The following is a 21,942-nucleotide window of genomic DNA, read 5'->3' on the forward strand; positions in this document are numbered from 1 at the left end:
CTTAGCAGTTTTAAATCGTAAAAAACAAGCAAGGTTTCTAAAAAAGTACTTAGCTGCCCTAGCATCTCTTATTTTATCTCTTGCTAAATGTCAAAAAACTGTTTCTATGTTACTCAACTATCAATATGATTATTAATAAAATTTTCGATCGTTATTATCTCGCAATTTTATCATGTAATTTCGAGATCGTTTCCTCATTTAAATTACTGTGTTTTATCGAATAAAGGAAATATACTACTACCCCAATAGTAATCCAAATACTAAAGTACACCCATGTCCTTAACGGTAAATTTAGCATTAAAAACACACAGCATACAATTGCAACGCATGGTAATACAGGTACAAAAGGTACCATAAATCCACGTTTTAAATTTGGGTGTGATTTACGAAGAATAATAACTGATAGACAAACTAACGCAAATGTCACCAAACTACCGATATTAACTAAATTAACTAATTCTTTCAAATCAATAAACCCAGCTATTATAGAGCTCCCTATTCCTGCTAATCCAGTTATAAAAGTGGGTGCTCCAGTTTTCTTATTAACTTTCGCAAATGATTTCGGTAACAATCCATCACGACTCATTGCAAAGAATACTCGTGTTGCCGCATACATATTGGAAAAAATAACAGCCATAAGGCCAATTACAGCACCTGCAGCAATTGCACCAGCGACTTTTCCTTGTCCTACAACTTCCATTACATAAGCCATTGCCTCAGGAACATTTAATTCTTTATAGGAAACCATTCCTGTCATAACAAGGCATACCATAACATAAATAATTGTACATATGATTAATGATGCAATAATACCGATGGGAAGATTACGTTTCGGATCTTTTACTTCTTCTGCTGAAGTTGCTAATATATCAAAACCCGTAAAAGCGAATAAAATAGCTGCTCCACCCGTAAAAACTCCACTTAAACCGTATGGTGCAATTGGTATCCAGTTCATTGGTTTTACATAGAATATACCAACCGTAATAAACAACAAAATCATTCCAATTTTAATCAATACCATTGTATTATTGATTCGTTTGCTTTCCCTCGTACCACGGGATAACATCCATGCTAATATCAATGTAATGATTACTGCTGGTAGATTCACAATACCACCATGCGAAGGAATTGTTACTAGAGCTTTAGGTATCTCTAATCCAAATCCCTTTATTAAATTGTGGAAATAGCCTGTCCATCCAGCAGCGACAGCTGCTGTTGCCACGATATATATTAACAGCAATGACCAACCTACTAGATGAGCAACAAACTCACCAATTGTTGCATATGAGTACGTATATACACTACCAGACGCCGGGAGTGTAGAAGCAATTTCCGCGTAACATAATGCTATAAATCCACATATAATTGCTGCAAGTATAAATGAAAAAATAACTGCTGGACCAGCATCTCTTGCTGCTACTAATCCAGTTAACACAAGAACCCCCGTTCCAACTATCGAGCCTATCCCTAACATAATTAAATCAAATGCTCCTAATGTTTTCGTTAAAGTCTTGCTTTGATTATGCTCTAACAATTGTGTAACGGATTTCTTTTTTAGTAAATTACTCATATTTTCTGTATCCCCTTTAAAATAAGGTTGGTTCTTCTCGTTAGTGTTGTATATAAATTTACTTAGTTATTAGATAGTCTTATAATATTTCTTTTACGTTAAATAAATTTGAAACATTCTATTTTTTTCTTTCCTCCACTGTTCAACAAACATCAGCTATAATGTGTTATAGCTAATTCAATTTACCTCCAAAGATATAAATAAAAGATTTTTTCATTTCAAAGAGATAATTAGTTTTGTATGCCCGATAATGGTATGATAAACAAAAATAATTTATTTATTTAATTGAGTTTCACTAGAACTTAAGGTATTTTTCTTCCGTAATACACTAACAATATACCCACATACACCGCCTATAATAGCCGGAAATCCCCACCCTAAACCTACACTATATAAAGGAAGAAAGTGCTCAAAAAAATTATGGATTATTTCACTTTCTATTCCAGCAGCTTTTAATCCATCTAACGAACTAAAAATAAATGTCAATATCAAACTCCCTTGATATACTTCAAATCTACCATTGAATACAGAGTGTAAAAATGTTAGAAATATTAAGGTAATAGCAATTGGATACATAGTTATTAATACAGGGATTGAAATCTTAATTAATTGTGTTAACCCTATATTCGCAACTAGTGTACTGAAAACAGACAAAATAATAGCAAGTTTTTTGTAAGAAATCTTTGGAAATAATTTATGAAAAAAAGAAGAACAAGCAGTGATAAGTCCTATGCTTGTGATTAAACATGCTACTATAATCATTACACCTAAGAAGATTGCACCATACGAACCAAAGTAATAGCCCGAAACTTTTGCTAAAACTTCAGCCCCATTATTTAAATGACCTAGTTTTTCTACACTAGAAGCGCCCATATAGGAAAGGGCAGTATAGATAAGAGCTAAGAGTGTAGCAGCAATAGTCGTTGCTTTTACACAAACAACCATAAGCTGCTTTTTAGTAGTAGCCCCTTTTTCTCTAATTGCATTCACAATAATAATTCCGAAAACAAAAGCTCCAAGAGCATCTAATGTTAAATACCCTTCTTGAAAACCTTTAAAAAATGCATCTGATGCATACACTTCACTAGGTGCCTGAATTCTTCCAATTGGGTGAATAAAAGCAACAACTACGAGCATCCCAATAACAGTCAATTTGATAGGAGTCAAAATTTTTCCAACTATATCAACAAGTTTTGTAGGATTAAGGGATAATAAGCATGTAACTGTGAAAAATAAGATTGTAAATACGGTTAATGCAGCAGGACCTGCATCATTTGATAAAAACGGTTTAATTCCAATTTCAAATGATACAGTTCCAGATCTAGGGATGGCATAAAAGGGACCAATCGCTAGATAGAGAACGATCGCAAATACAATACCAAACACCGGATGTACACGACTAGCTAAAGATTGCAAATCACTTTCACCTGAAAAAACAAATGCTGTTATTGCTAACAATGGTAAACCAACTCCAGTAACTAAAAAGCCTGCATTGGCTATCCATACATTATTTCCAGCCATTTGACCAAGCATAGGTGGAAAAATTAAATTTCCTGCTCCAAAAAACAATGCAAACAGCATCAATCCTATAATAATGATAAAAGAAGTAGGAACTTTATTTGACATAACAACTCCTCCGATTATACATTTGTATACGCTCTTTATTTTTCAAATAATATATATTAATCTAGTTTATTCCAGCCTAGAGCACCATTGTGAAAGGCAATTTTATGCCCCGCTCTCTATAAGAGAATAGCAACAAGCTTTTAATTTAAATAATAGCTTACATTAATGGATATGAAGTTACGCCTAAACAAATCTTCTCACTTACTAGTTAAACGAGACATTTCCATAGATTTTTTCGTACAACGTTTCATAGCTGAAATGATAGCTGTTCTTAAACCTTTTTCTTCTAATGTTGCTACAGCTTCTATCGTCGTTCCCCCTGGAGAACAAACCATATCCTTCAATTCACCTGGATGTATTCCCGTTTCCAATACCATTTTTGCAGAACCTAATACAGCCTGAGCCGCAAATTTATAAGCCTGTTTTCTCGGCATACCGTCAAGTACAGCAGCATCTGCCATGGCTTCTATAAACATATACACATATGCTGGAGAAGAACCACTAATAGATGTAACAACATCCATTAATTTTTCATTTACGACCTCCGTCTGGCCGAAACTATTAAATATATTTAGTACCTCTTTTATATCTTTTTCTGTAACCATTTCATTAAAAGATAATGCAGACATTCCTTCCCCAACAAGTACCGGTGTATTCGGCATTACTCTAATAACCTTTAACTTTCTATCAAATTCATTCTCAGTGCTCTTAATACTTTTTCCTGCAGCAATAGTTACAACAATTACATCATTTTTTATTTGGTTTTTTATTTGGTTAATTACCGATGTGTATAAGTCTGGTTTAATTGATAAAATTAAAATGTCGGCACTGTTAGCAACTTCATTATTGTTAGTAGTTATAGTTATGCCATATTTATCACTAGCATTTTTTAAATTACTGACGTTTAAATCTGAACAAATTATTTGATTTGGAGACACTATATTTTTATTAATCATCCCACCTATCATAGCAATACCCATGTTTCCACATCCGATAAATCCTATTTGTTTATTCATAATAATTTGATCTTGCTCCTTCTATTCTAAACTTTATTGATTTTGAAATTATTATTCTAAGTTAGGGCTATTACAATTACTGGGTTTATCAATAGAATTTAAAAATTCTCCTTCCTATAATGAGTTATGTTTTCGTATGTACTTTACAAGCATGCATTTTAAAAAATGAAGCGACTTTCTATTCATAGAACTATTAAAAACAATAGTAAAATGGTGATAATTTTTCGGAATTAATATTCTTTAACTATTCACCATTTTAAATAGAGCTTACATATTCCTCTAATAATTACTTATTTTCAAAATTTATAGTTACGCTCAAGAAAATGTATTTAAATTCCAAATAATTATCCCCATAGATAATATGAAACAAAGTAATGCAGGAATTGCTATTAAAATAGATTGTTTTGCTCGAAAAATATGAGCATGAATGGCTCCGACCATGAGAACTGCTAATAACGTATTTGCTCCTAGCGCTAAGTATTGATTCCAAATACCACCGATTATACCTATTGCTCCAATAATTTCAATAAAACCAATTATAGACATAAACCATAATGAATATTGATATTGTCGCCAATGTTCTACTTGAAAAGATATACGGAAAATTTTTATGAATCCCCCTACTACAATAAAAATTGCTAAAACTACCTGAAGAACAATCATCATTTAAACTCGCTCCTTTTAAGACTTTGTTAATTTTCATACTTCACAAGGAATAAATATATGCGTTTTACAAATATCAGAAAGGGAGATATACATAATTTAACTTTTTATACGCTAAGAACTAAGTAGATAACCTTTACTACATAATATTTTCTTAAGAAAAATATTTATTTTAATATATTTACCTCTTTTGTTAACCTGAATAGATTGTTTTTAATTTCAGACATGCTGATATTTTTTCTTGAAACACCGGTTTCCACTGCAGCACGTGCGACAGCATATGCTACATGTGGCACCACCCTAGGATCAAACGGATTTGGAATGACATAGTTGACATGAAGCTCTTCTTCTGAAATTAACTCAGCTATTGCATAAACAGCTGCTAGCTTCATTTCTTCATTAATTTCTTTTGCTTGTACATCTAAAGCTCCACGAAAAACTCCGGGGAAAGCTAGTACATTATTTACTTGATTAGGAAAATCAGAACGTCCTGTACCAACTACTAGTGCTCCTGCTATTTTTGCTTTATTAGGCATAATTTCAGGTGTAGGGTTAGCCAAGGCAAAAATAATAGGATTATGATTCATAGAACGAATCATATCCTCATCAACTACATCTGCAGCTGATACTCCAATAAATACATCAGCATCAATAAGGGCCTCTGCTAATGTTCCCCGCTTCTGTTCTATATTTGTAATACGAGCTATTTCTTCTTTAAGCGCATTCATTCCAATAGGTCGCTGTTCATATATTATCCCTTTTGTGTCACACAAAATAACATTTTTTACATGCATATGAAGTAACAGCTTAACAATCGCTATCCCAGCAGCACCAGCACCATTCACAACGATTTGCACATCTTCAATTTTTTTATTTGTTAACTTAAGTGCATTAATTAGGCCAGCAATCGTTACAATAGCTGTACCGTGTTGATCATCATGGAAAACAGGAATATCACAAGATTTTCTTAGGCGCTCCTCAATTTCAAAGCATTGTGGTGCTGCAATATCTTCTAAGTTTATCCCACCAAAATTTGGTTCTAATAATTTAACAACCTCAACAATCTTATCCGGATTATTAGTGTTTAAACAAATAGGAAAAGCATCGATCTCAGCAAATGATTTGAAAAGTAAAGCTTTTCCCTCCATCACTGGCATAGCTGCTTTAGGTCCAATATTCCCAAGACCTAATACTGCAGTTCCATCAGATATAACTCCAACTAGATTCCCTTTCATTGTATAATCATATACTTTGCTTTCATCTTTATAAATCTCTAAGCATGGCTCAGCAACACCTGGTGAGTAAGCGAGACTTAAATCTGTTGAATTTTGTACTTTAACTTTAGAATAAACACCAATCTTCCCCTGTTTTTCTTTATGCATTTTTAATGCTTCATCTCGTAAAGGTGACATATAATTTCGCTCCTATAATTAAGTTAAGAGTTCATTAACTCTATCTTAAACTTGATATTGTATGATATAAGTAAGACTTCTAATATAATCATTATTTATTTTTATAACCTTTTAACATATCTTTTGCATAACGATTGGGGTATAAAGTATTTAACATATTGTATGGACTTCCCTTCCAATATCTTCTTAATGGTGTCCATAACTTATGTTTAATTAACCATCTTTGTGTGTAAATAGATAGTAATTGCCCCTCTGTTAGTTTTTCCTTTTCTTCAATAGTCCACTTCAGCGCCTCTAATGCTTTTTTTTCAGTCCAAAATCCGGTAGGTGTGAATTTATATTCCCATTCTTTATTTTGACCAGGATATAAGTCATTGATCATGGCGTACGGACTGTTATTCCAGAATATTTGACAAGGAGAAATTAAATTATGAATAGTAAGCCATTTTACACTGTAAACTTGTAATAATTGAAAAGAAGTTAATTTTTCTTTTTCTTCAATAGTCCACCTTAATGCTACCAATGCTTTTTCTTTAGTCCAAAAATTGTTAGGAGTCATACTAAATTCCCACTCTTTAAATTTATTAGGATATAAAGAATTTATCATTGCATAAGGACTACCATTCCAATACATAACTAATGGTGCACTGAGTTTATTTTTCTCTAACCATTTTTTACTATAGAATTTGAATAGTTCTACTTTACTTAGTTTTTCTTTTTCTTCAACAGTCCATTTTAATGCTTCAAGAGCTTTTTCTTTAGTCCAAAAATTTAATGGTGCCATACCAAACTCCCACTCTTTAAATCTATTGGGATATAAGTCTTCAATCATCTTATAGGGACTATTATCATAACTATGTTTGAGCGCGCCGAGTAATCGATATTTTATAATTAAAGGCGTATTCCATTTTTGTTTAATATCCTCTTCATTCCATTTTAAAAGTGTTTCAATTAAATATTTTGTGACCCTTTTAGATAGCTCTCTATTGCTATCTTCTTTCCATGTATTCGGTGGAAACCTACTTCTTTTACCGTCTAATATTTCTTGATAGATTTCTTCTATTTGCACTGCTTTCGCTTGCACTTCAAACTCCCTCCTATTCAAGATATATAGCGATTCCTCTTTCCTAACGTTAAATAACACGCCAATAGTAACTATTGTGATTTACTTTTATAACGCAAAAGAAATGTATAGGGTAAAATCATTTCTTTAATTTATAATAAGAAGGACATAAAAAAACAAAAAGTTACAAAAGTTTTTAAATTAAAATTTTTGTAACTTTTTGTTTTGATGCAAATATAATTTCAATTAAGGTATCTCACCGTTTTAAACTTGACGCTCCATAATCTTGTATAGTTACATTTATATGATATTTAATCGGTACCTTACTAAATGTTCGATCCCAATCTTTTTTGACTTTCTCCCATGTTCTCGGGTGTTTAATTCTTAATTGGTTGCCAAAACCCGCAATATCGACTTGGTATTCTTTTTGTATTTTTTTTGTAACATGATGTACTAAGTGCTTTACTTCTTTTTCAATAGCTTTTTCTTCCCTTTTTAAAAATTCATTTTCAAAATCTTTTCCTGATTGCATCCAATTTTCAGACAAACGCCCTTCTGATTCAATGTTTACATCAAAGGAAATATTATTTCCGTTAACATGTGGTATGATTTTGCTTTTTATTGACTTTATTTCGTATATAATGAGTTTCTTTGATTCTTTATCAAAAGTTTTTACCACACCACCATTCCTTTTTCCGTTTATCCATACTACTCCTTCCAATTCCTGTTCATTTAAAAAGCCCATCAACTTTTTTGTCTTCCCTTTAATTACAGCAGCTCCTGCAAATTTCGTTTCTCCTTTTATCGAGATTACATTTTGCAATAGAAAACTGGACCCTGACCGCATCTTTCCTTCCAATTTAGCGAGTGATACAGGAGGTAAAATCCTTGTTGTTCTCTTTCGATTATCTGCAATTCCAGACAAACGAAATGCTGGGATTTCTCCTTTTTTGTTTGATTCCAGTACCTCCTTCGCTAGACCCTTGCTAATTAAGATCATACAGCTAAGCCGAACTTCATTGTCGCGGAGATACTGTTCAAGTAATTGTTCTAAACTGTATGTACGTACAAGACTATCACTAATAACAATGTTTTTTAAATGTGGGCTGAACATTGCGCTCTCTCTTTTCAATGAAAACTCACGAACAATTTGATGAATGGAATCACCGGTCTCAGAAACATTTATATAACGTTTTTGTTGTCCGTTTCCTTTACTTTGTGCTTGCGAACTGACAATTTGATAAGTTGCTTTTATAAGATTTCTTTTAGGATAACCTCCTTCCTCATCCTCTTTCTCAATTGTTGAATTCTTCCCTTTATCTAGTGCTATACCTGCAGTTAAACTCAACTCTTCTACTTCTTTACTGCTCCAACATCCTGTTAAAAATAGAAGCAAAAGCGTACATAACAAAACCAAATAGAACCGCATATAATTAAATTTATTTTTCACGCTACTCCTCCTTTTAATCGCTTAATAATAAGAAGAAGCAGTGGCAGTAAACCAAATAAAAATAAAGCAGCATTACCGAGCATATCCCCCAGTTTAAGCAAATCATTTATATTTTTCGAAGTCATAGCAATGATGTAAATGATTGGAATCAAAGCAAAAATAAACGGATGAATACTCTTTTTAAAGAGTTGTGCCAATCCTAATGCAGCTGCATAGTAACTAATTGTATAGGTAGCAAATATTTGCATAATCCATATTACAAGCAGTAAAGATTCAAAACGTTCAAATATTAAACCAGAAATTTCAAAACTGCGCATAAGGTCAATTGTCGGCCATGTTCTTGTTACAACCCCATCAATTGATAATGCACCAATGACCATTACAACAGTTATTACATAAAAGATTAACGGAATAGAAATTCCAACTAAAATAGCTTTTACTGCTTTCTTTCGTTGTTCCATAAACACCAAAAGAATTAACATAATTTCTGGACCTGTATATGCGAGAGACGTTGTTTTTACCCCATCTAACACCGGTTTAATTCCCAAACCTAATACGGGACGGAGATTATCTATCTCGAATATCCCTATACTCATAAAAGAAATGAGTAAAAAAATAAAGAAAGTAATAGGAAATATTATTTCAAACATCCGTGCAATCGAGTTAATACCACTCATAATCAAATAGAGACCTATCCACATAAAAGGCATAACAATAGCCCATGTGGGGGTTCCTTCTAGCAAAAAAAAGCTTATTACTTCTGCCATTGAACGAATTTGAAAGGCTGAAGTTGTAAGAAAATACCCTATAATAAGAAAACTAAGCAACCTGCCTATCCATTTCCCTACAATATCTTGACTGTATTGATAAAATGTTTTATCTGGAAACTGCTGACTTAGTTTGACCATAATTACTCCTGAAACCATTGCGAGTATCCCACCTAATATCACACTTAACCATACATCTGGTGTTTTCACTTTTTCTACAGATGCTCTGGGCAGAGTGAGGATTCCTGTTCCCAGTATGTAATTTACAATAATAACAACTGCTTGTGCAGTTGTTATTCGGTCTTTAGGTATAGTAATCACTGAAGGCCACTTCCTTTCGTCATCAGCTACCTTTTGCGGTTAGTTTTTTTGGTATGCATTATTTTCGGTCGACGTCTCATTATTTTTAATGGCATGCGAACCATAAAATCTTTCCAATCACTAAATCGGTACGGAACAGCAGGGCTAGTATAAGGAACGCCAAAACTTTTCAGTTTCACTAAATGACTGCAAAGTAAAAGAAAGAAGAGAATAACTCCATACAAGCCAAATATCGCAGCACAAAACATAGCTACAAAACGAAGAATGCGTAACGTAATTCCCACACTATATTGCGGAATAGTAAAAGAAGAAATAGCTGTTACCGCAACAACGATAACCATTATTGGACTAACAATTCCTGCTTCTACGGCAGCCTGACCAATTATTAAACCGCCCACAATTCCCATTGCAGGTCCAATTGGTTTAGGCAGACGTAAACCCGCTTCTCGTAAAACTTCGATAGCTACTTCCATAATTAACGCTTCTATTAAAGCGGGAAAAGGAACTCCTTCTCGCGATCCGAGAATAGAAATAGCGAGCTTAGTGGGAATTAATCCTGGATGAAACGAAATGAAAGAAATATACAGTGCTGGAGCAAATAATGAAACAAAAGCTGTCATGAAGCGTAATAAGCGGAGAAGCGTACCAGGAAGCCACCTTTCATAATAATCTTCTGGTGATTGCAGTAGCATACTAAATGTAACTGGAGCAATTAAAACAAATGGTGTTCCATCTAACAAAATAGCTACTCGACCTTCCATCAAAGCACTAATAACACGATCAGGTCGTTCTGTATTTTGAATCTGCGGAAAAGGACTTAGATAATTATCTTCAATGAGTTGCTCTATATAACCAGATTCGAGTACACTATCTATGTCAATTTTCTGAATTCTGTTTTTTATTTCTTCCACCAATTCTGTACTAGCAAGATCTTTAATAAATGCGACAACTAGCTCTTTCTTTGCACGCTCTCCTACTGGTAGCTTTACTAATGATAAGCTCTCATCCGCACAGTGTCGTCGCAAAAGTGAGGTATTATCACTTAATACTTCAGTAAAACCGACCCGTGGCCCTCTGACTAATGCCTCCGATACTGGTTCTTCAATGTTTCGTTTATTTGCTTTTGTTGTACCAAGAATAAACACATCTGCTAAACCATCAATTAAAAGAGCTGTTGAACCTATCAATACTTTGGGTATTAAATCTTTTATGTAATGGACTTCTGCTACTTCACTAATTGTAAGAACTTTATTTTTAATATATTCTTTTGAAACAGTCCCCTCCACATAAGAAGATTCATTTTTATATTCATCAGAAAAATCATCCATTAGTAATTTCATAATATGTTTGTCAATTATCTCTTTATCTGATAGACCATCAACAAAAACGATCCCAGCCTGAATATCTGTGCGTCCAATATTAAACTTCCGAAAGCGAACATCAGAATTATGTCCGATTTGTTGCTTTATAAGTTCTAAGTTAGAGGCAAAATCATTCGTGAAATGAACAGTTGTATTTTGAGAAGGTTTATGCTCTTGTTTCGTTTTACTTTGAATATTATTTTTTTTCACTTGTTTATCTCTTGACTTCCACCAACTCATTCTTCCCACTCTTTCTCTGACATACGAACCCAATGAAAAAATCTTGAGATAGTATACGGAATTAAAAACAAGATAAAAGCTTGTACAAAGACTTTCCAATCTGGAAGATAAGAAGTAATTATGTTCCACATGTTTATCACCTAATTTATATACTCTGCTAGGATTGAGACTTCTAAAGAACGGTATGTACTTAATAAAAAATAACTATAAGATTAAAGAGCAGAAAAGCAAGACATTATGCTTATTTAGTACCAATAACCTAATTAGTATAAAAACATTTCTGACCTAAAATACCATTTCCAATTATAATTTGTTAGATATTATCTCCTTTTCCTTTATTTATATGCCCGCATTTGAATTTAAAATAACATAAGTATCAATGATATTTCCTCTTAAAGAAAAAAGATGCTAGAAGATAGCATCTTTTTTCTTTATTCAACTTACTATGTATTTATATCTTATTGTGAAATTTTTTATTTCCTTTAACGAATATTAATATTTAAAAATAGAGCATACACATTTTTTTGTTCTAAGTTAATATATTTCCACTGAATCCATACGGAATTTTCTGATTTTAAAACCAATATGAAATAAAGGAAAATACTCTCTTAGAAAAACTATATAAAACAAATAACATGAAAACAACTATCAATCTATTAATTGAAAGTAATAATGAGCAAGAGTTTATCATCGTAATTCCAAGTGTATTCGTTTTGCTTCAAAATAAAGAACTTGAATAAATTTTTTCGTATCAATACGAGCAGGTACTGTTGGTTCATTATTCAATTCTGTCATCTTTCTCCTTACGGTAGTAAAATCAAAAAATCTAGAGGCATAATTTTCGAACTTCGGGTTTAAAAAATCAGTAAGTCCAAGGGATGCTAAATGGTTTAATGATTGATAAATTGCTCTCCGAATCCGTTGTTTGGAAGCTTCTATGAACCTTTTTAATTCGGTATCTTCAGCTGAATCCCCAAGTTTTTTTTGAGCTAAATTCATAAAAATCTCTTTTAGTGAAGGAAAACCTTGTTCCAACGTGTTATCTTGTTCATATTTATATAAATAATCTAGCATATCCATTAAATCTTTACTTCCACTTTCACTGGCTATTCCTAATTCAGACAAAAGAAAATGAATGGAATTTTGAAAATGATTGAAAGTATTTAAATGTTTTTCACTACGGTATTTTTCTTGCGTACTTAAATTACTATCCAATTTTAGTACCATATTAAGCGATTCTTGAATGTTTTTTATTGATTTTTCCAAACGAATTCGTTCAATGACTTTCCGAACAACTGTTAATACTTCAATCCGGTTAATTGGCTTAATAATATAGTATTCAACACCAAGCGAATAAGCTTCAGCAATTAATTCTTTTGATTCTACTTGAGAGACCATGATGATTTTCCCTTTAAACGAAGGCTTTATTTGACGAATTGTTTTTATTCCATCTTGATTCGGCATTAACAAATCGATAAATAAAATGTCTATATTTTTAAGGATTACCATTTGTTGCTCTAAAGATAAACCATCCTCAGCTTCTCCTATAACCTCCCCAAGATCTTCATCCTCGATAATTTGAGCCAACATTGAGCGAACCGCTTTTTCATCATCTACTATATAAAAATACATAGAATCACCCTTTCGAAATTATATGATCAATCCCTAATCTAATTATAAAAATTGATCCTTTTCCTTCGGTTCTGTCCTCAAGCGTAACATCACCTTCTAGTTGTTCGACCATTTCTTTAACATACGATAGTCCGATGCCTGTCGATGGATTGCCTAAATCATCATATTTAGAAGTAAAACCAGGCTCAAAAATTGAATCTTTATATTTTGAAGAAATACCTGGACCGTTATCTCCTACTCGAAATTCAACAAAATGATGGTCTTTATTAATGTCAATTGTGATGATTCCCATACCTTGGATAGCTTCTACAGCGTTTGTAACGATATTATTTATAATAGATAAGATTGTGTAAATATGATAATGAGGATGCACACCATCAATTTTATACACAAATTGGATGTCTTTCTCTAGCAACCGTGCATATTTCGTATTTGCCCGTATAATGATATTTACTAGTTCATGCACAGACATATAATCTGTAAAACTTTCATCAGAAATTAATTTTGAAAGTCCCGCAAAAATACGTTGGTTATCCTTTTTAACGTCATGGACCTCACCAGCAATTTGTAATGCCTGTTGCCTTAAATCCTCAAACTGAAAATCCATCTGTTTGTGCTCAAAAGAGTCTAAGGTTTTATATAAATCATAGGATTTTTTTGTTATATTCTCAGCATCTTGTAATGTTTTTTTTAAATGAACAGCATCTTCATATAAATTAGAGATGAGCATGAGCATGTGTTCATTTTGCTTCTTTATATGTCTCTCCCTTGATTGCGCTTCATACAATTTCATCATATTGAAAAAGCTTAGAACTATAAAACTATGGGAACATGCGATAACAATGATCTCATTTATTGCCTCAGATGTGATCGATGTTTTTAATACGAAATATTGAATCATTAATTCCACACAGTCTGACAGTATTTCAATCATGCAACCAATAAAACCAATCATTAGTGGTTGATGATAAAAACGTTTGATTTTTGCTAAATGAAAGAGATACGAATAAGTAAAATAAAAGAAAAAACTAGGATAGTGCGTATGAAAAGCGGCTAGCCAATCCATATTTCCCTTTATAATGACATCCATTGAGATACGAAATACTACCACGACTATCGCTGTTAAAAAACCCGGTAAAAATGCTGGAATTCGTCGAAACAATAACAAAAAAAAGAAAAATGTTGGTGCGCCAAAGCTCATTCTAAATGTTTCATTTAAAGGAAATGACTTTATTTCACCTACTAAGGGTACTGTAAGTATCATTAAAACGAGAATATAGATGTCTTTTTTTACTAAATTACTAAGATTCAAAATAATCACTTCTCACTTTCGCCTAACAGTCAGTATACAAACCTATTTGCATTAATACAATACTTACTCTATTTTTTTCAAAAACTGATAAATAAGATATAAACGAAAGCATTATAGATTGTGAGTATTCATTACACCCTTCTACTTTAGAAAGATACTTTATAACTCAAAAATGTTCAGACACAATATAAGGTCTGAACACTTTTGGACTCGCTCTAACACCAAAATATCTGTGCTCCTTTTTAAAATATACTTAAATCCCATTCTTTTGCAATATGTTCTAACAACATAATTCCTGGTAAACTATTCCCATACTCATCAATGGCTGGTCCGTAAATACCAATACCACATCCATCTTGAAATGATAAATCCTTCCTAGATTTTGAGGGAACAAGTGTCATAATTCCGCCCGATACCCCACTCTTAGCTGGTAATCCAATGAAAGCAGCAAATTTTCCGGAAGCATTGTACATTCCACAAGTAAGCATTAAAGCTTTTGTTAACCTAGCTACTTCTTTAGGGAGCACTTGTTCTTTGCGAATAGGATGATATCCATCATGTGCTAGTATAAGCCCTATTAAGGCAATATCTTCTGTATTTATTTCAATCGAACATTGTTTTAGGTAAACCTCTAGTGTCTCCTCCACATCTGATTCTAGAAAACCGTTCTCCTTTAAATAGTATGCTAATGCTCTATTACGATGAGCCGTTTCCCATTCGGATTGAAATACTATTTCATTAATAGCGGGACGCTTCTCTATCATTTTTTCAATTAATACGTATAGTGGTTCTAATTTTTCTTGCACCGATTTCCCTGGCAAAAGTGAAGCTATCGTAATCGCTCCAGCATTAATCATAGGATTAAAAGGTTTTCCTGGTTTATGTATCTCTAAACGAATAATTGAATTAAAGGCATCTCCAGTTGGCTCTACGTCAACTCGTTCTAATACATAAGAAATACCGCGACTTAAACAAGCGGCTATAAAACCGATTACTTTTGATATACTTTGTAATGTGAAAGGTATCTCCCAATCTCCTGACTTTATCATTGTTCCATCTGGCTTTACTATACAAATACCTAACTGCGATACATTTATTTCCCCCAGAGCGGGAATATAACTGGCGCTTCGTCCCTTAGCTGCATACGTTCGATAATGGGCTACCCATTGATCTAAGCAAACTTTTTCTTGACCCTCAATTTGAATGCTATAATCTTTTATCATTTAAAAATATTCCCCCGTACTATTAACTTTATATAGAATGATTTTTTCTTTACTATAATCAATAATATTTGCACTAGAACCAAGAAAAATATTCAGACATATTGCAGTCTGAATATCCTTCTTATTACACACTTTTCTTTTTTGAAGTTTTCTCATAACTATCCCAACATTCAATATTTTCAAGCCCTTTAATGTTTTCTTTATAAAAAATAGGATCTTTACCAGCTTTTTTCTGGTTTATATAATCTTGTAACGCCGCAAATGCTACTTTTGAAAGTAAGGTAATAGCAATTAAATTAATAATAACCATAAAGCCCATAAATAAGTCCGCTAAATCCCATACAATTTGAATCTTTGCAACAGAACCAAATACAATCATAGCCAACACACTTATTCTGTATATCATTAGCCACACTTTACTTGTATGTAAGAAGCGAATATTTGTTTCACCATAATAATAGTTGCCAATTAACGCACCAAATCCAAATAAAAAAACAAAGATAGCAAGACAACCCGATGCCCAAGGACCTATGTGTTCACTTAATGCTGCTTGTGTAAGTGCAATACCATTTAATCCCGGTTGTTTATATGCATCAGACAGCAAAATAATAAAGGCAGTGCTAGTACAAATGATCAGTGTATCCGTTAATACACCAAATGCTTGAATCAGTCCTTGTTTCACCGGATGACTTGTTGTTGCTGTTGCGGCAACGTTTGGTGCACTTCCCATACCAGCTTCATTTGAAAATAAACCACGTTTAACTCCATTCATAAGTGCTGCACCAATTGAACCGCCTGCTATTTGTTTAAAACCAAATGCGTTTTGAACAATAAGAGAAAGAACTTCCGGCATTTTTGATATGTTGGTAACTACAACAAATAATGCAACTCCAATGTATAATACCGCTAAAAATACCACCTTGTATTCAGCCATTTTTGCAATACGTTGTACACCACCAAAAATAATCGCAGCGAAAGCAATGGCCATGATTATCCCAACTGTTAGACGATCTGTACCAAATGAGTTTTGAAAAGCAATTGTAACTGTATTTGATTGTACTGAATTGAATACAAGACCAAAAGTAATTGTGATTAAAATAGAGAATAATACTCCCATCCAACGTTTATTCAACCCTTTTTCCATATAATAGGATGGACCACCGCGGAAACCAGTTTTATCTTTTACTTTATATATCTGTGCTAATGTGCTTTCGACAAAACTAGATGCCGAGCTGATAATAGAAATAATCCACATCCAAAATACAGCTCCAGGACCACCTAATGCAATTGCAATCGCAATTCCTGTAATATTCCCTGTTCCAACGCGGGCTGCCATACCAATACAAAACGCTTGAAAAGGAGAGACTTGATCTTTAGCACCACTTTTTCCCTCCATTAATACACGGACCATCTCTTTTAACATTCGAAACTGTACAAAATTCAATTTAAATGTAAAATAAATTCCGCAAATAACAAGCATAATAATTAACAATTTAGACCATAAAAAATCATTTGTTGATCCGACTAACTCTACAAAAAATCTTTCCATATTATCACTCCATACCAAAAATTTATCTATCATAATCTATATAAAATCACCTATATTCCTTGGCATAAATACCTCATTCATATTCAAATACAACAAGGATAAAAATTTTCTATATGAATAGAATTGGCCTGTTTAAACAAACATCGCAACACGCAACTACAAAACTGAATCTTCTAAAAACTTACCGTTTATACACACGATGCTCTATCCCCTTCTGCAAAACTAATATTCTTATCCACTAATGTTGTTGTACTATTATGTTTGTTTCATTTACCGGTGATTTACATTTAAATCATAATAATCAATAGTGATTAACTGGTTTTTTGTTAATTTTCTTAAGAACATGGAAATATCTCCTTTCTTACTACTAATCTCAAAAATAGGCTAGGTAAAAATTTCACGAAAACCTATAAAGCGCTTTCAATCTTTAACTAAGAGAAGCTTGTCTTTAATTTATAATTAAAAGTACAGAATGTTACGAAAAAGTACAGATTTTTATAAAAACAAAAAAATATTTTAAGATTTTTCATCTAAAAAAACAGTTAGATTTTGTGAATTTTATACAGTATCCAAACGTCACAGATTTTGTTCTACCTATCCTTTGACAAGCCTCTATTTTCTTCATAAAAACATGCATACTTTTTCTCTTTTAGAACTTCTTATAAAGTATTTGAAATCAAGAATCAATAGAATATTATAAGAATATTAAAAAAATAAAGCATTTAATTTATTTATGGTATCATACAAAAAACATTTGTTTTCTCAATTAATCCCCCTAGTGAGATTTGTTGAATATCTATTATTAAATGTATATTTCCTTTGCGTTTCATTCTACTAACATAGATTACAGGTGGTGTATTGTGAAAGAAATAGTATTCGTTCAAAGTAAAAAAAGACTCCTTATGAAATTCGAATTTTTAAAAAAGGATTTAGTACTTACCATTTCACTGATACTAGCAATTGTAAGCTGCTTAATACATTCGCCAAAGATCGAATATATTAACTTTGAAGTGTTAATTAGCTTATTTAATCTAATGGTGGCCATTAAGGCCTTGGAACAGCTAAAGATATTAGACAAACTTGCCGTTGCGATTTTAAATAAATGCAATAACAGCAGGTCAATATCTATTATTCTAATTTTGTTATGCTTTATTTGCTCCATGTTTGTAACAAATGATGTCGCTCTCCTCACTTTTGTTCCAATAACACTTGTCATTAGTAAAAAAACACAAATGAACATGATGGATACAATCATCCTGCAAACAATTGCGGCAAACATCGGCAGTAGCTTGATGCCTATGGGAAACCCACAAAATTTATACTTATATTCTTACTATGGAATTAAGCTCATCCCATTTTTAGGTTCAATCCTGCTTTTAGCTGTACTTGGAATCAGTTTGTTATTTATATTTACTCAAAAACTTCAAAAAACAAATTTAAAAATAGAACTACCTGTTATTACCGTGAAGAATCGAAAAAAAGCTACCATCTGGATTTTGATACTTATCACTATCATTGCATCTATTTTTGGTGTCATTAATTATTACATTGCGCTAATAGTTACATTGATGGCAGCATTTACGTTAGATAGAAACTTACTATTTAAGATCGATTACTTTCTTCTAATAACCTTTGTCTGTTTTTTTATTTTTATCGGAAACATTTCCCATTCCGATGCGCTGGAGACATTTGCTCGCGCTAATTTAAGAGGAGATACTTCAGTCTTCTTTAGTTCCATATTCTTGAGTCAATTGATTAGCAATTTTCCTACTTCAATTCTTCTATCAAACTTTACTTCTGATTGGAAAGCTTTATTACTAGGAGTAAATATTGGAGGGCTTGGAACAATTATCGCATCTTTAGCCAGTGTAATTTCCTATAAACTATTCACTCAGGCCAATGGTAAAGAGAGTAAGGCGTATTTAATTAAATTTAGCATTTACAACTTTTCATTTTTAATCATACTTACATGTATACAATACTTTATCTTTAAATTTCTAAAAATTTTTTAAAAAATTGATTACTTTAAAAAAACCCAAATATCTCAGCATTAAATTGAGAAATTTGGGTTTTAATATAGGTATGTTTAAAGAGATACAACAAAGTTACCATCAATTTAATATTTTAAAATGTTCTCAAAGCGAAAATCTTTTAGCTTTTACGTTATTTATTAGAATTCAGTTCATTTTTTATGTACTCAGTTATATAATAAATGACTGAATTTATAGGGTAATAACTTTCAATTAATAATAGAAATATAACTTATTACAATGTTATTTCATTTTTGAAGTCCTCTTCACAAAATCCTTAATGTCCCTCAATTTTTTTCCGCTAATATTATCTTTGATCGTTGAATCTATGTCATTTTCAATATAAAAAGTTTTATTCTTAACCTTTGTTTCAAATTTATATTTATTTTTATCCCAATTTATTAGATTGCTCTTTAGGTGTGCAATATTTCTTACATCAAATTCAATCATAAAAGGTTCTAAAGCTGGATAAAAATGTCCAAGTTTATTATTTTCTTTTAAAAAAACTATATATGTCTCCTCGGATTTTGGTTTTATATACAATGGATCTTTATTTTCTACTTTTTTAGTAAACACTTTCGTAGCACCTTTCAGAATGATTCCATTTTTATCAATGATTTCATTACTTTCCTCTAATACGAGATTTTCTGAATATCTATGATTTATTAAGATTTCATTCTTTACATAGTCCCCTTTTAAGATTTCTTTGACATGAAAACTAAACAAATGGCCTTCAACATCTTCACTTTGAATCTCATGTGATGAACTGTTTGCCATATTCCATTTAGAGTATAAGCCGTCATATTCACCTAGTACAATAACGTCTGCTTCTTCAACCATTTCGCTTAAATGATTTGTAGTTTTGAATGTCTTATTTAATACTATAGTTTCAGAATTCGATGACACGCTAGACACTCCTGCCACATCTATACTGGACCAAATTGTTTTACCAATAATAATTAAAAAAGTAAATATGAATAAACATAGACACCATTTCATTGCTTTATATTTATACATTATAATAAAGTCTCCCTAAATTATATTTTCTCAATACAAAATATTCTAAATGTTAATTAAATATTAATCCAAAAGAAGAGAATGGTGCTATAATTCTCTTGTTAAAAATAATCTTTGGAGGGATAATATGAATTTTAAAAAAGGGATTACTGCATTTTTATTAGGTACTGTGTTTGTTTTTTCAAGCGTTGGCGTTTCAGAGGCTTATGTAAAAGAAGGATGGAAGCTGCCTTCAAAATCAGCTACATATAAATGGGGGGACAGATTAGACGATGGTTCAAGTATCATCAAATCTGGTTGGCAAGCTGCCGATTCAGCCTGGTACACTGCTTCTCGTATTAATTTTACAGTTTCCTCTTCTTCTGTGAACACATTAAACTCTTGGTTTGAAAGTTCCTCTACTTATTATGGAAGAATGAAGACATCTTATAATACATCCACTAAAAAAGTAACGAAATTTGCTGGTGATATTAACGCAGGTAATACAAATATTACAAAATCAAATGTTGCTAAAAGTACAGGAGTCCATGAGTTTGGTCATGCAATAGGAATAGGTCACAACAGTGGTACTTCAATTATGAACAGCAATCGTAATCGTACTACTATGCATGTCCCTCAAACTGACGATAAAAATGGTGTAAATGCAATCTATTAACAGAAAAAGGAGATGATTTCTTAATGTTAAGTAAAAAAGCAAAAACTATGGTAATTGCAATACCTTTGGCTACAGTAATTGGTTTGGGAGGATATTCAGCATTTAATAGTCACTTCTCCCCTGTTGCTGAAGAAGATAAGAATACCGAAACTGTTATTCTCAGTAAAGATTTCCCTGCTACAAGTGATTTAAATCAAATGATTAATGAAGCAGATCTAGTTGTAATCGGTGAATATGAAGGTCTTGACTCTAAGTGGAATATGGCACGTAATCCAAGTAATCCATCGGAAGAGGACAAAGAAAATTACGTTGAAGGACATCTATATAATTTCAACATTTCCGAAACAATTAAAGGTGTGAATGAAAATAAACAAATAAAAATCAATCATCGTTTCGCTGAAACTGTAAAACTTGAAGATTCTAATGCAGTTGTTGCACCAGATGGCACAGTTACAAAAAAGGCTACTAAGATAACTACTAAAGAGGTGCAAAATAAGGATCCTTTATATATCGAACCTATGGTTAATAAAAAATATATGATGTTTTTGAAGAAGGATCAATTATTTGGTAACTACTACGGAGCAATTGAACCATTCGCAATTACCTTTGATGAAAATAACAAAGCAGACCTTCAAACAAACATAGAAACTATTAATGAAAGTAAAATGTCTTCCAAAGCACAACTTGCAGGAAAAACAATTGTATTAAAAAATGAAATACATGAAACTATTACTGACAATATTAGCGGTAAGACCCTTGATGAATTAAAAGAACAAGTAAAACAAAAAAACAAGTAATAATTATAACTTATATTGATTTTCCCTATTTCATAAGATAATTAAAATTAATTTATAACTGTTATTACAGATTAAAGAAAAATCATTTTTTTCACCCAAAAGCAAAGCAACTGCCTATCAAATTTTTTAGTAGGCAGTTGTTCAATTATTAAAATAAAGTACCATACTGTTTAATTAAATACTATTTCCAAAACAAAAAAGTAAAGGTTTTCAATTCACTTGAGCTTTCTTGTCTCTA

General features: G+C 32.1%; 18 protein-coding genes. 3 read left to right on the plus strand and 15 right to left on the minus strand.

Annotated elements, in window-relative coordinates; genetic code table 11:
- Positions 1 to 154: 154 nt before the first annotated feature.
- The 14 genes from ACS2QP_RS22630 to ACS2QP_RS22695 form a co-directional block, all read right to left on the minus strand.
- Positions 155 to 1,570, minus strand: a complete 1,416-nt coding sequence (locus tag ACS2QP_RS22630; protein WP_016122783.1) for an amino acid permease — start codon at positions 1,568 to 1,570, stop codon at positions 155 to 157.
- Between the two features lie 273 nt (positions 1,571 to 1,843).
- On the minus strand, positions 1,844 to 3,196 hold the full coding sequence (gene brnQ5, locus ACS2QP_RS22635) for a branched-chain amino acid transport system II carrier protein BrnQ5 (protein ID WP_438882875.1): 1,353 nt from the start codon (positions 3,194 to 3,196) through the stop codon (positions 1,844 to 1,846).
- Between the two features lie 197 nt (positions 3,197 to 3,393).
- Entirely contained in the window at positions 3,394 to 4,212 is an 819-nt protein-coding gene (proC, locus tag ACS2QP_RS22640; RefSeq protein WP_001041309.1) for a pyrroline-5-carboxylate reductase, read from the minus strand.
- A 315-nt stretch (positions 4,213 to 4,527) separates the two neighbouring features.
- Positions 4,528 to 4,878, minus strand: coding sequence for a DoxX family protein (locus ACS2QP_RS22645; RefSeq protein ID WP_438882876.1), 351 nt, complete (start codon positions 4,876 to 4,878; stop codon positions 4,528 to 4,530).
- Positions 4,879 to 5,042: 164 nt separating this feature from the next.
- A complete protein-coding gene (locus tag ACS2QP_RS22650) occupies positions 5,043 to 6,287 on the minus strand; it encodes an NAD(P)-dependent malic enzyme (protein ID WP_000074778.1) in 1,245 nt (414 codons plus the stop codon).
- Positions 6,288 to 6,378: 91 nt separating this feature from the next.
- Positions 6,379 to 7,371: a DUF4046 domain-containing protein gene (locus ACS2QP_RS22655; protein ID WP_438882877.1), complete on the minus strand. Its 993-nt coding sequence runs from the start codon at positions 7,369 to 7,371 to the stop codon at positions 6,379 to 6,381.
- A gap of 235 nt (positions 7,372 to 7,606) precedes the next feature.
- On the minus strand, positions 7,607 to 8,800 hold the full coding sequence (locus tag ACS2QP_RS22660; RefSeq protein ID WP_438882878.1) for a Ger(x)C family spore germination protein: 1,194 nt from the start codon (positions 8,798 to 8,800) through the stop codon (positions 7,607 to 7,609).
- Positions 8,797 to 9,888, minus strand: a complete 1,092-nt coding sequence (locus ACS2QP_RS22665; protein ID WP_438882879.1) for a spore germination protein — start codon at positions 9,886 to 9,888, stop codon at positions 8,797 to 8,799. Before ACS2QP_RS22665 ends, ACS2QP_RS22660 begins: the two co-directional genes overlap by 4 nt.
- Before the next feature lie 26 nt (positions 9,889 to 9,914).
- A complete protein-coding gene (locus tag ACS2QP_RS22670; protein ID WP_438882880.1) occupies positions 9,915 to 11,489 on the minus strand; it encodes a spore germination protein in 1,575 nt (524 codons plus the stop codon).
- A complete protein-coding gene (locus ACS2QP_RS22675; protein WP_000267088.1) occupies positions 11,486 to 11,620 on the minus strand; it encodes a hypothetical protein in 135 nt (44 codons plus the stop codon). The genes ACS2QP_RS22670 and ACS2QP_RS22675 overlap by 4 nt, the downstream gene beginning before the upstream one ends.
- 556 nt (positions 11,621 to 12,176) lie before the next feature.
- Positions 12,177 to 13,121, minus strand: coding sequence for a response regulator (locus ACS2QP_RS22680; RefSeq protein WP_000274086.1), 945 nt, complete (start codon positions 13,119 to 13,121; stop codon positions 12,177 to 12,179).
- 4 nt (positions 13,122 to 13,125) lie between these two features.
- Positions 13,126 to 14,442: a sensor histidine kinase gene (locus ACS2QP_RS22685; protein ID WP_000584787.1), complete on the minus strand. Its 1,317-nt coding sequence runs from the start codon at positions 14,440 to 14,442 to the stop codon at positions 13,126 to 13,128.
- A 233-nt stretch (positions 14,443 to 14,675) separates the two neighbouring features.
- Positions 14,676 to 15,656 carry a glutaminase GlsA gene (gene glsA, locus ACS2QP_RS22690; RefSeq protein ID WP_438882881.1) on the minus strand — a complete coding sequence of 327 codons (981 nt, stop codon included), beginning with the start codon at positions 15,654 to 15,656 and terminating at the stop codon, positions 14,676 to 14,678.
- 124 nt (positions 15,657 to 15,780) lie between these two features.
- Positions 15,781 to 17,205 (minus strand): alanine/glycine:cation symporter family protein, encoded by a 1,425-nt coding sequence (locus ACS2QP_RS22695; RefSeq protein WP_000439281.1) that lies wholly within the window; start codon positions 17,203 to 17,205, stop codon positions 15,781 to 15,783.
- Between the two features lie 860 nt (positions 17,206 to 18,065).
- Here ACS2QP_RS22695 and ACS2QP_RS22700 point away from each other — a divergent pair.
- Positions 18,066 to 19,217, plus strand: coding sequence for an anion transporter (locus tag ACS2QP_RS22700; RefSeq protein WP_000659307.1), 1,152 nt, complete (start codon positions 18,066 to 18,068; stop codon positions 19,215 to 19,217).
- A gap of 261 nt (positions 19,218 to 19,478) precedes the next feature.
- On the opposite strand, the gene ACS2QP_RS22705 is transcribed toward ACS2QP_RS22700, so the two are convergent.
- The gene (locus tag ACS2QP_RS22705; protein WP_000280045.1) at positions 19,479 to 20,252 is read right to left on the minus strand and encodes a hypothetical protein; all 774 of its coding nucleotides are present in this window, start codon (positions 20,250 to 20,252) and stop codon (positions 19,479 to 19,481) included.
- Between the two features lie 127 nt (positions 20,253 to 20,379).
- On the opposite strand from ACS2QP_RS22705, the gene ACS2QP_RS22710 reads away from it, so the two are divergent.
- Together ACS2QP_RS22710 and ACS2QP_RS22715 are read left to right on the plus strand one after the other, a co-directional pair.
- A complete protein-coding gene (locus ACS2QP_RS22710; protein WP_001009605.1) occupies positions 20,380 to 20,907 on the plus strand; it encodes a matrixin family metalloprotease in 528 nt (175 codons plus the stop codon).
- Positions 20,908 to 20,930: 23 nt separating this feature from the next.
- A complete protein-coding gene (locus ACS2QP_RS22715) occupies positions 20,931 to 21,704 on the plus strand; it encodes a hypothetical protein (RefSeq protein WP_000949362.1) in 774 nt (257 codons plus the stop codon).
- Positions 21,705 to 21,942: the final 238 nt, after the last annotated feature.

It is taken from the genome of Bacillus cereus group sp. Bce019 (assembly GCF_051781745.1).
GTDB classification, from domain to species: Bacteria; Bacillota; Bacilli; order Bacillales; family Bacillaceae_G; genus Bacillus_A; species Bacillus_A cereus.

What these genes read in the sequence shown, in the direction of transcription:
- ACS2QP_RS22695 (WP_000439281.1), bottom strand. Translation starts at nt 17,205, where the DNA reads ATGGAAAGATTTTTTGTAGAGTTAGTCGGATCAACAAATGATTTTTTA.
- brnQ5 (WP_438882875.1), bottom strand. Translation starts at nt 3,196, where the DNA reads ATGTCAAATAAAGTTCCTACTTCTTTTATCATTATTATAGGATTGATG.
- ACS2QP_RS22675 (WP_000267088.1), bottom strand. Translation starts at nt 11,620, where the DNA reads ATGTGGAACATAATTACTTCTTATCTTCCAGATTGGAAAGTCTTTGTA.
- ACS2QP_RS22715 (WP_000949362.1), top strand. Translation starts at nt 20,931, where the DNA reads ATGTTAAGTAAAAAAGCAAAAACTATGGTAATTGCAATACCTTTGGCT.
- glsA (WP_438882881.1), bottom strand. Translation starts at nt 15,656, where the DNA reads ATGATAAAAGATTATAGCATTCAAATTGAGGGTCAAGAAAAAGTTTGC.
- proC (WP_001041309.1), bottom strand. Translation starts at nt 4,212, where the DNA reads ATGAATAAACAAATAGGATTTATCGGATGTGGAAACATGGGTATTGCT.
- ACS2QP_RS22650 (WP_000074778.1), bottom strand. Translation starts at nt 6,287, where the DNA reads ATGTCACCTTTACGAGATGAAGCATTAAAAATGCATAAAGAAAAACAG.
- ACS2QP_RS22680 (WP_000274086.1), bottom strand. Translation starts at nt 13,121, where the DNA reads ATGTATTTTTATATAGTAGATGATGAAAAAGCGGTTCGCTCAATGTTG.
- ACS2QP_RS22670 (WP_438882880.1), bottom strand. Translation starts at nt 11,489, where the DNA reads ATGAGTTGGTGGAAGTCAAGAGATAAACAAGTGAAAAAAAATAATATT.
- ACS2QP_RS22630 (WP_016122783.1), bottom strand. Translation starts at nt 1,570, where the DNA reads ATGAGTAATTTACTAAAAAAGAAATCCGTTACACAATTGTTAGAGCAT.
- ACS2QP_RS22710 (WP_001009605.1), top strand. Translation starts at nt 20,380, where the DNA reads ATGAATTTTAAAAAAGGGATTACTGCATTTTTATTAGGTACTGTGTTT.
- ACS2QP_RS22645 (WP_438882876.1), bottom strand. Translation starts at nt 4,878, where the DNA reads ATGATGATTGTTCTTCAGGTAGTTTTAGCAATTTTTATTGTAGTAGGG.
- ACS2QP_RS22705 (WP_000280045.1), bottom strand. Translation starts at nt 20,252, where the DNA reads ATGTATAAATATAAAGCAATGAAATGGTGTCTATGTTTATTCATATTT.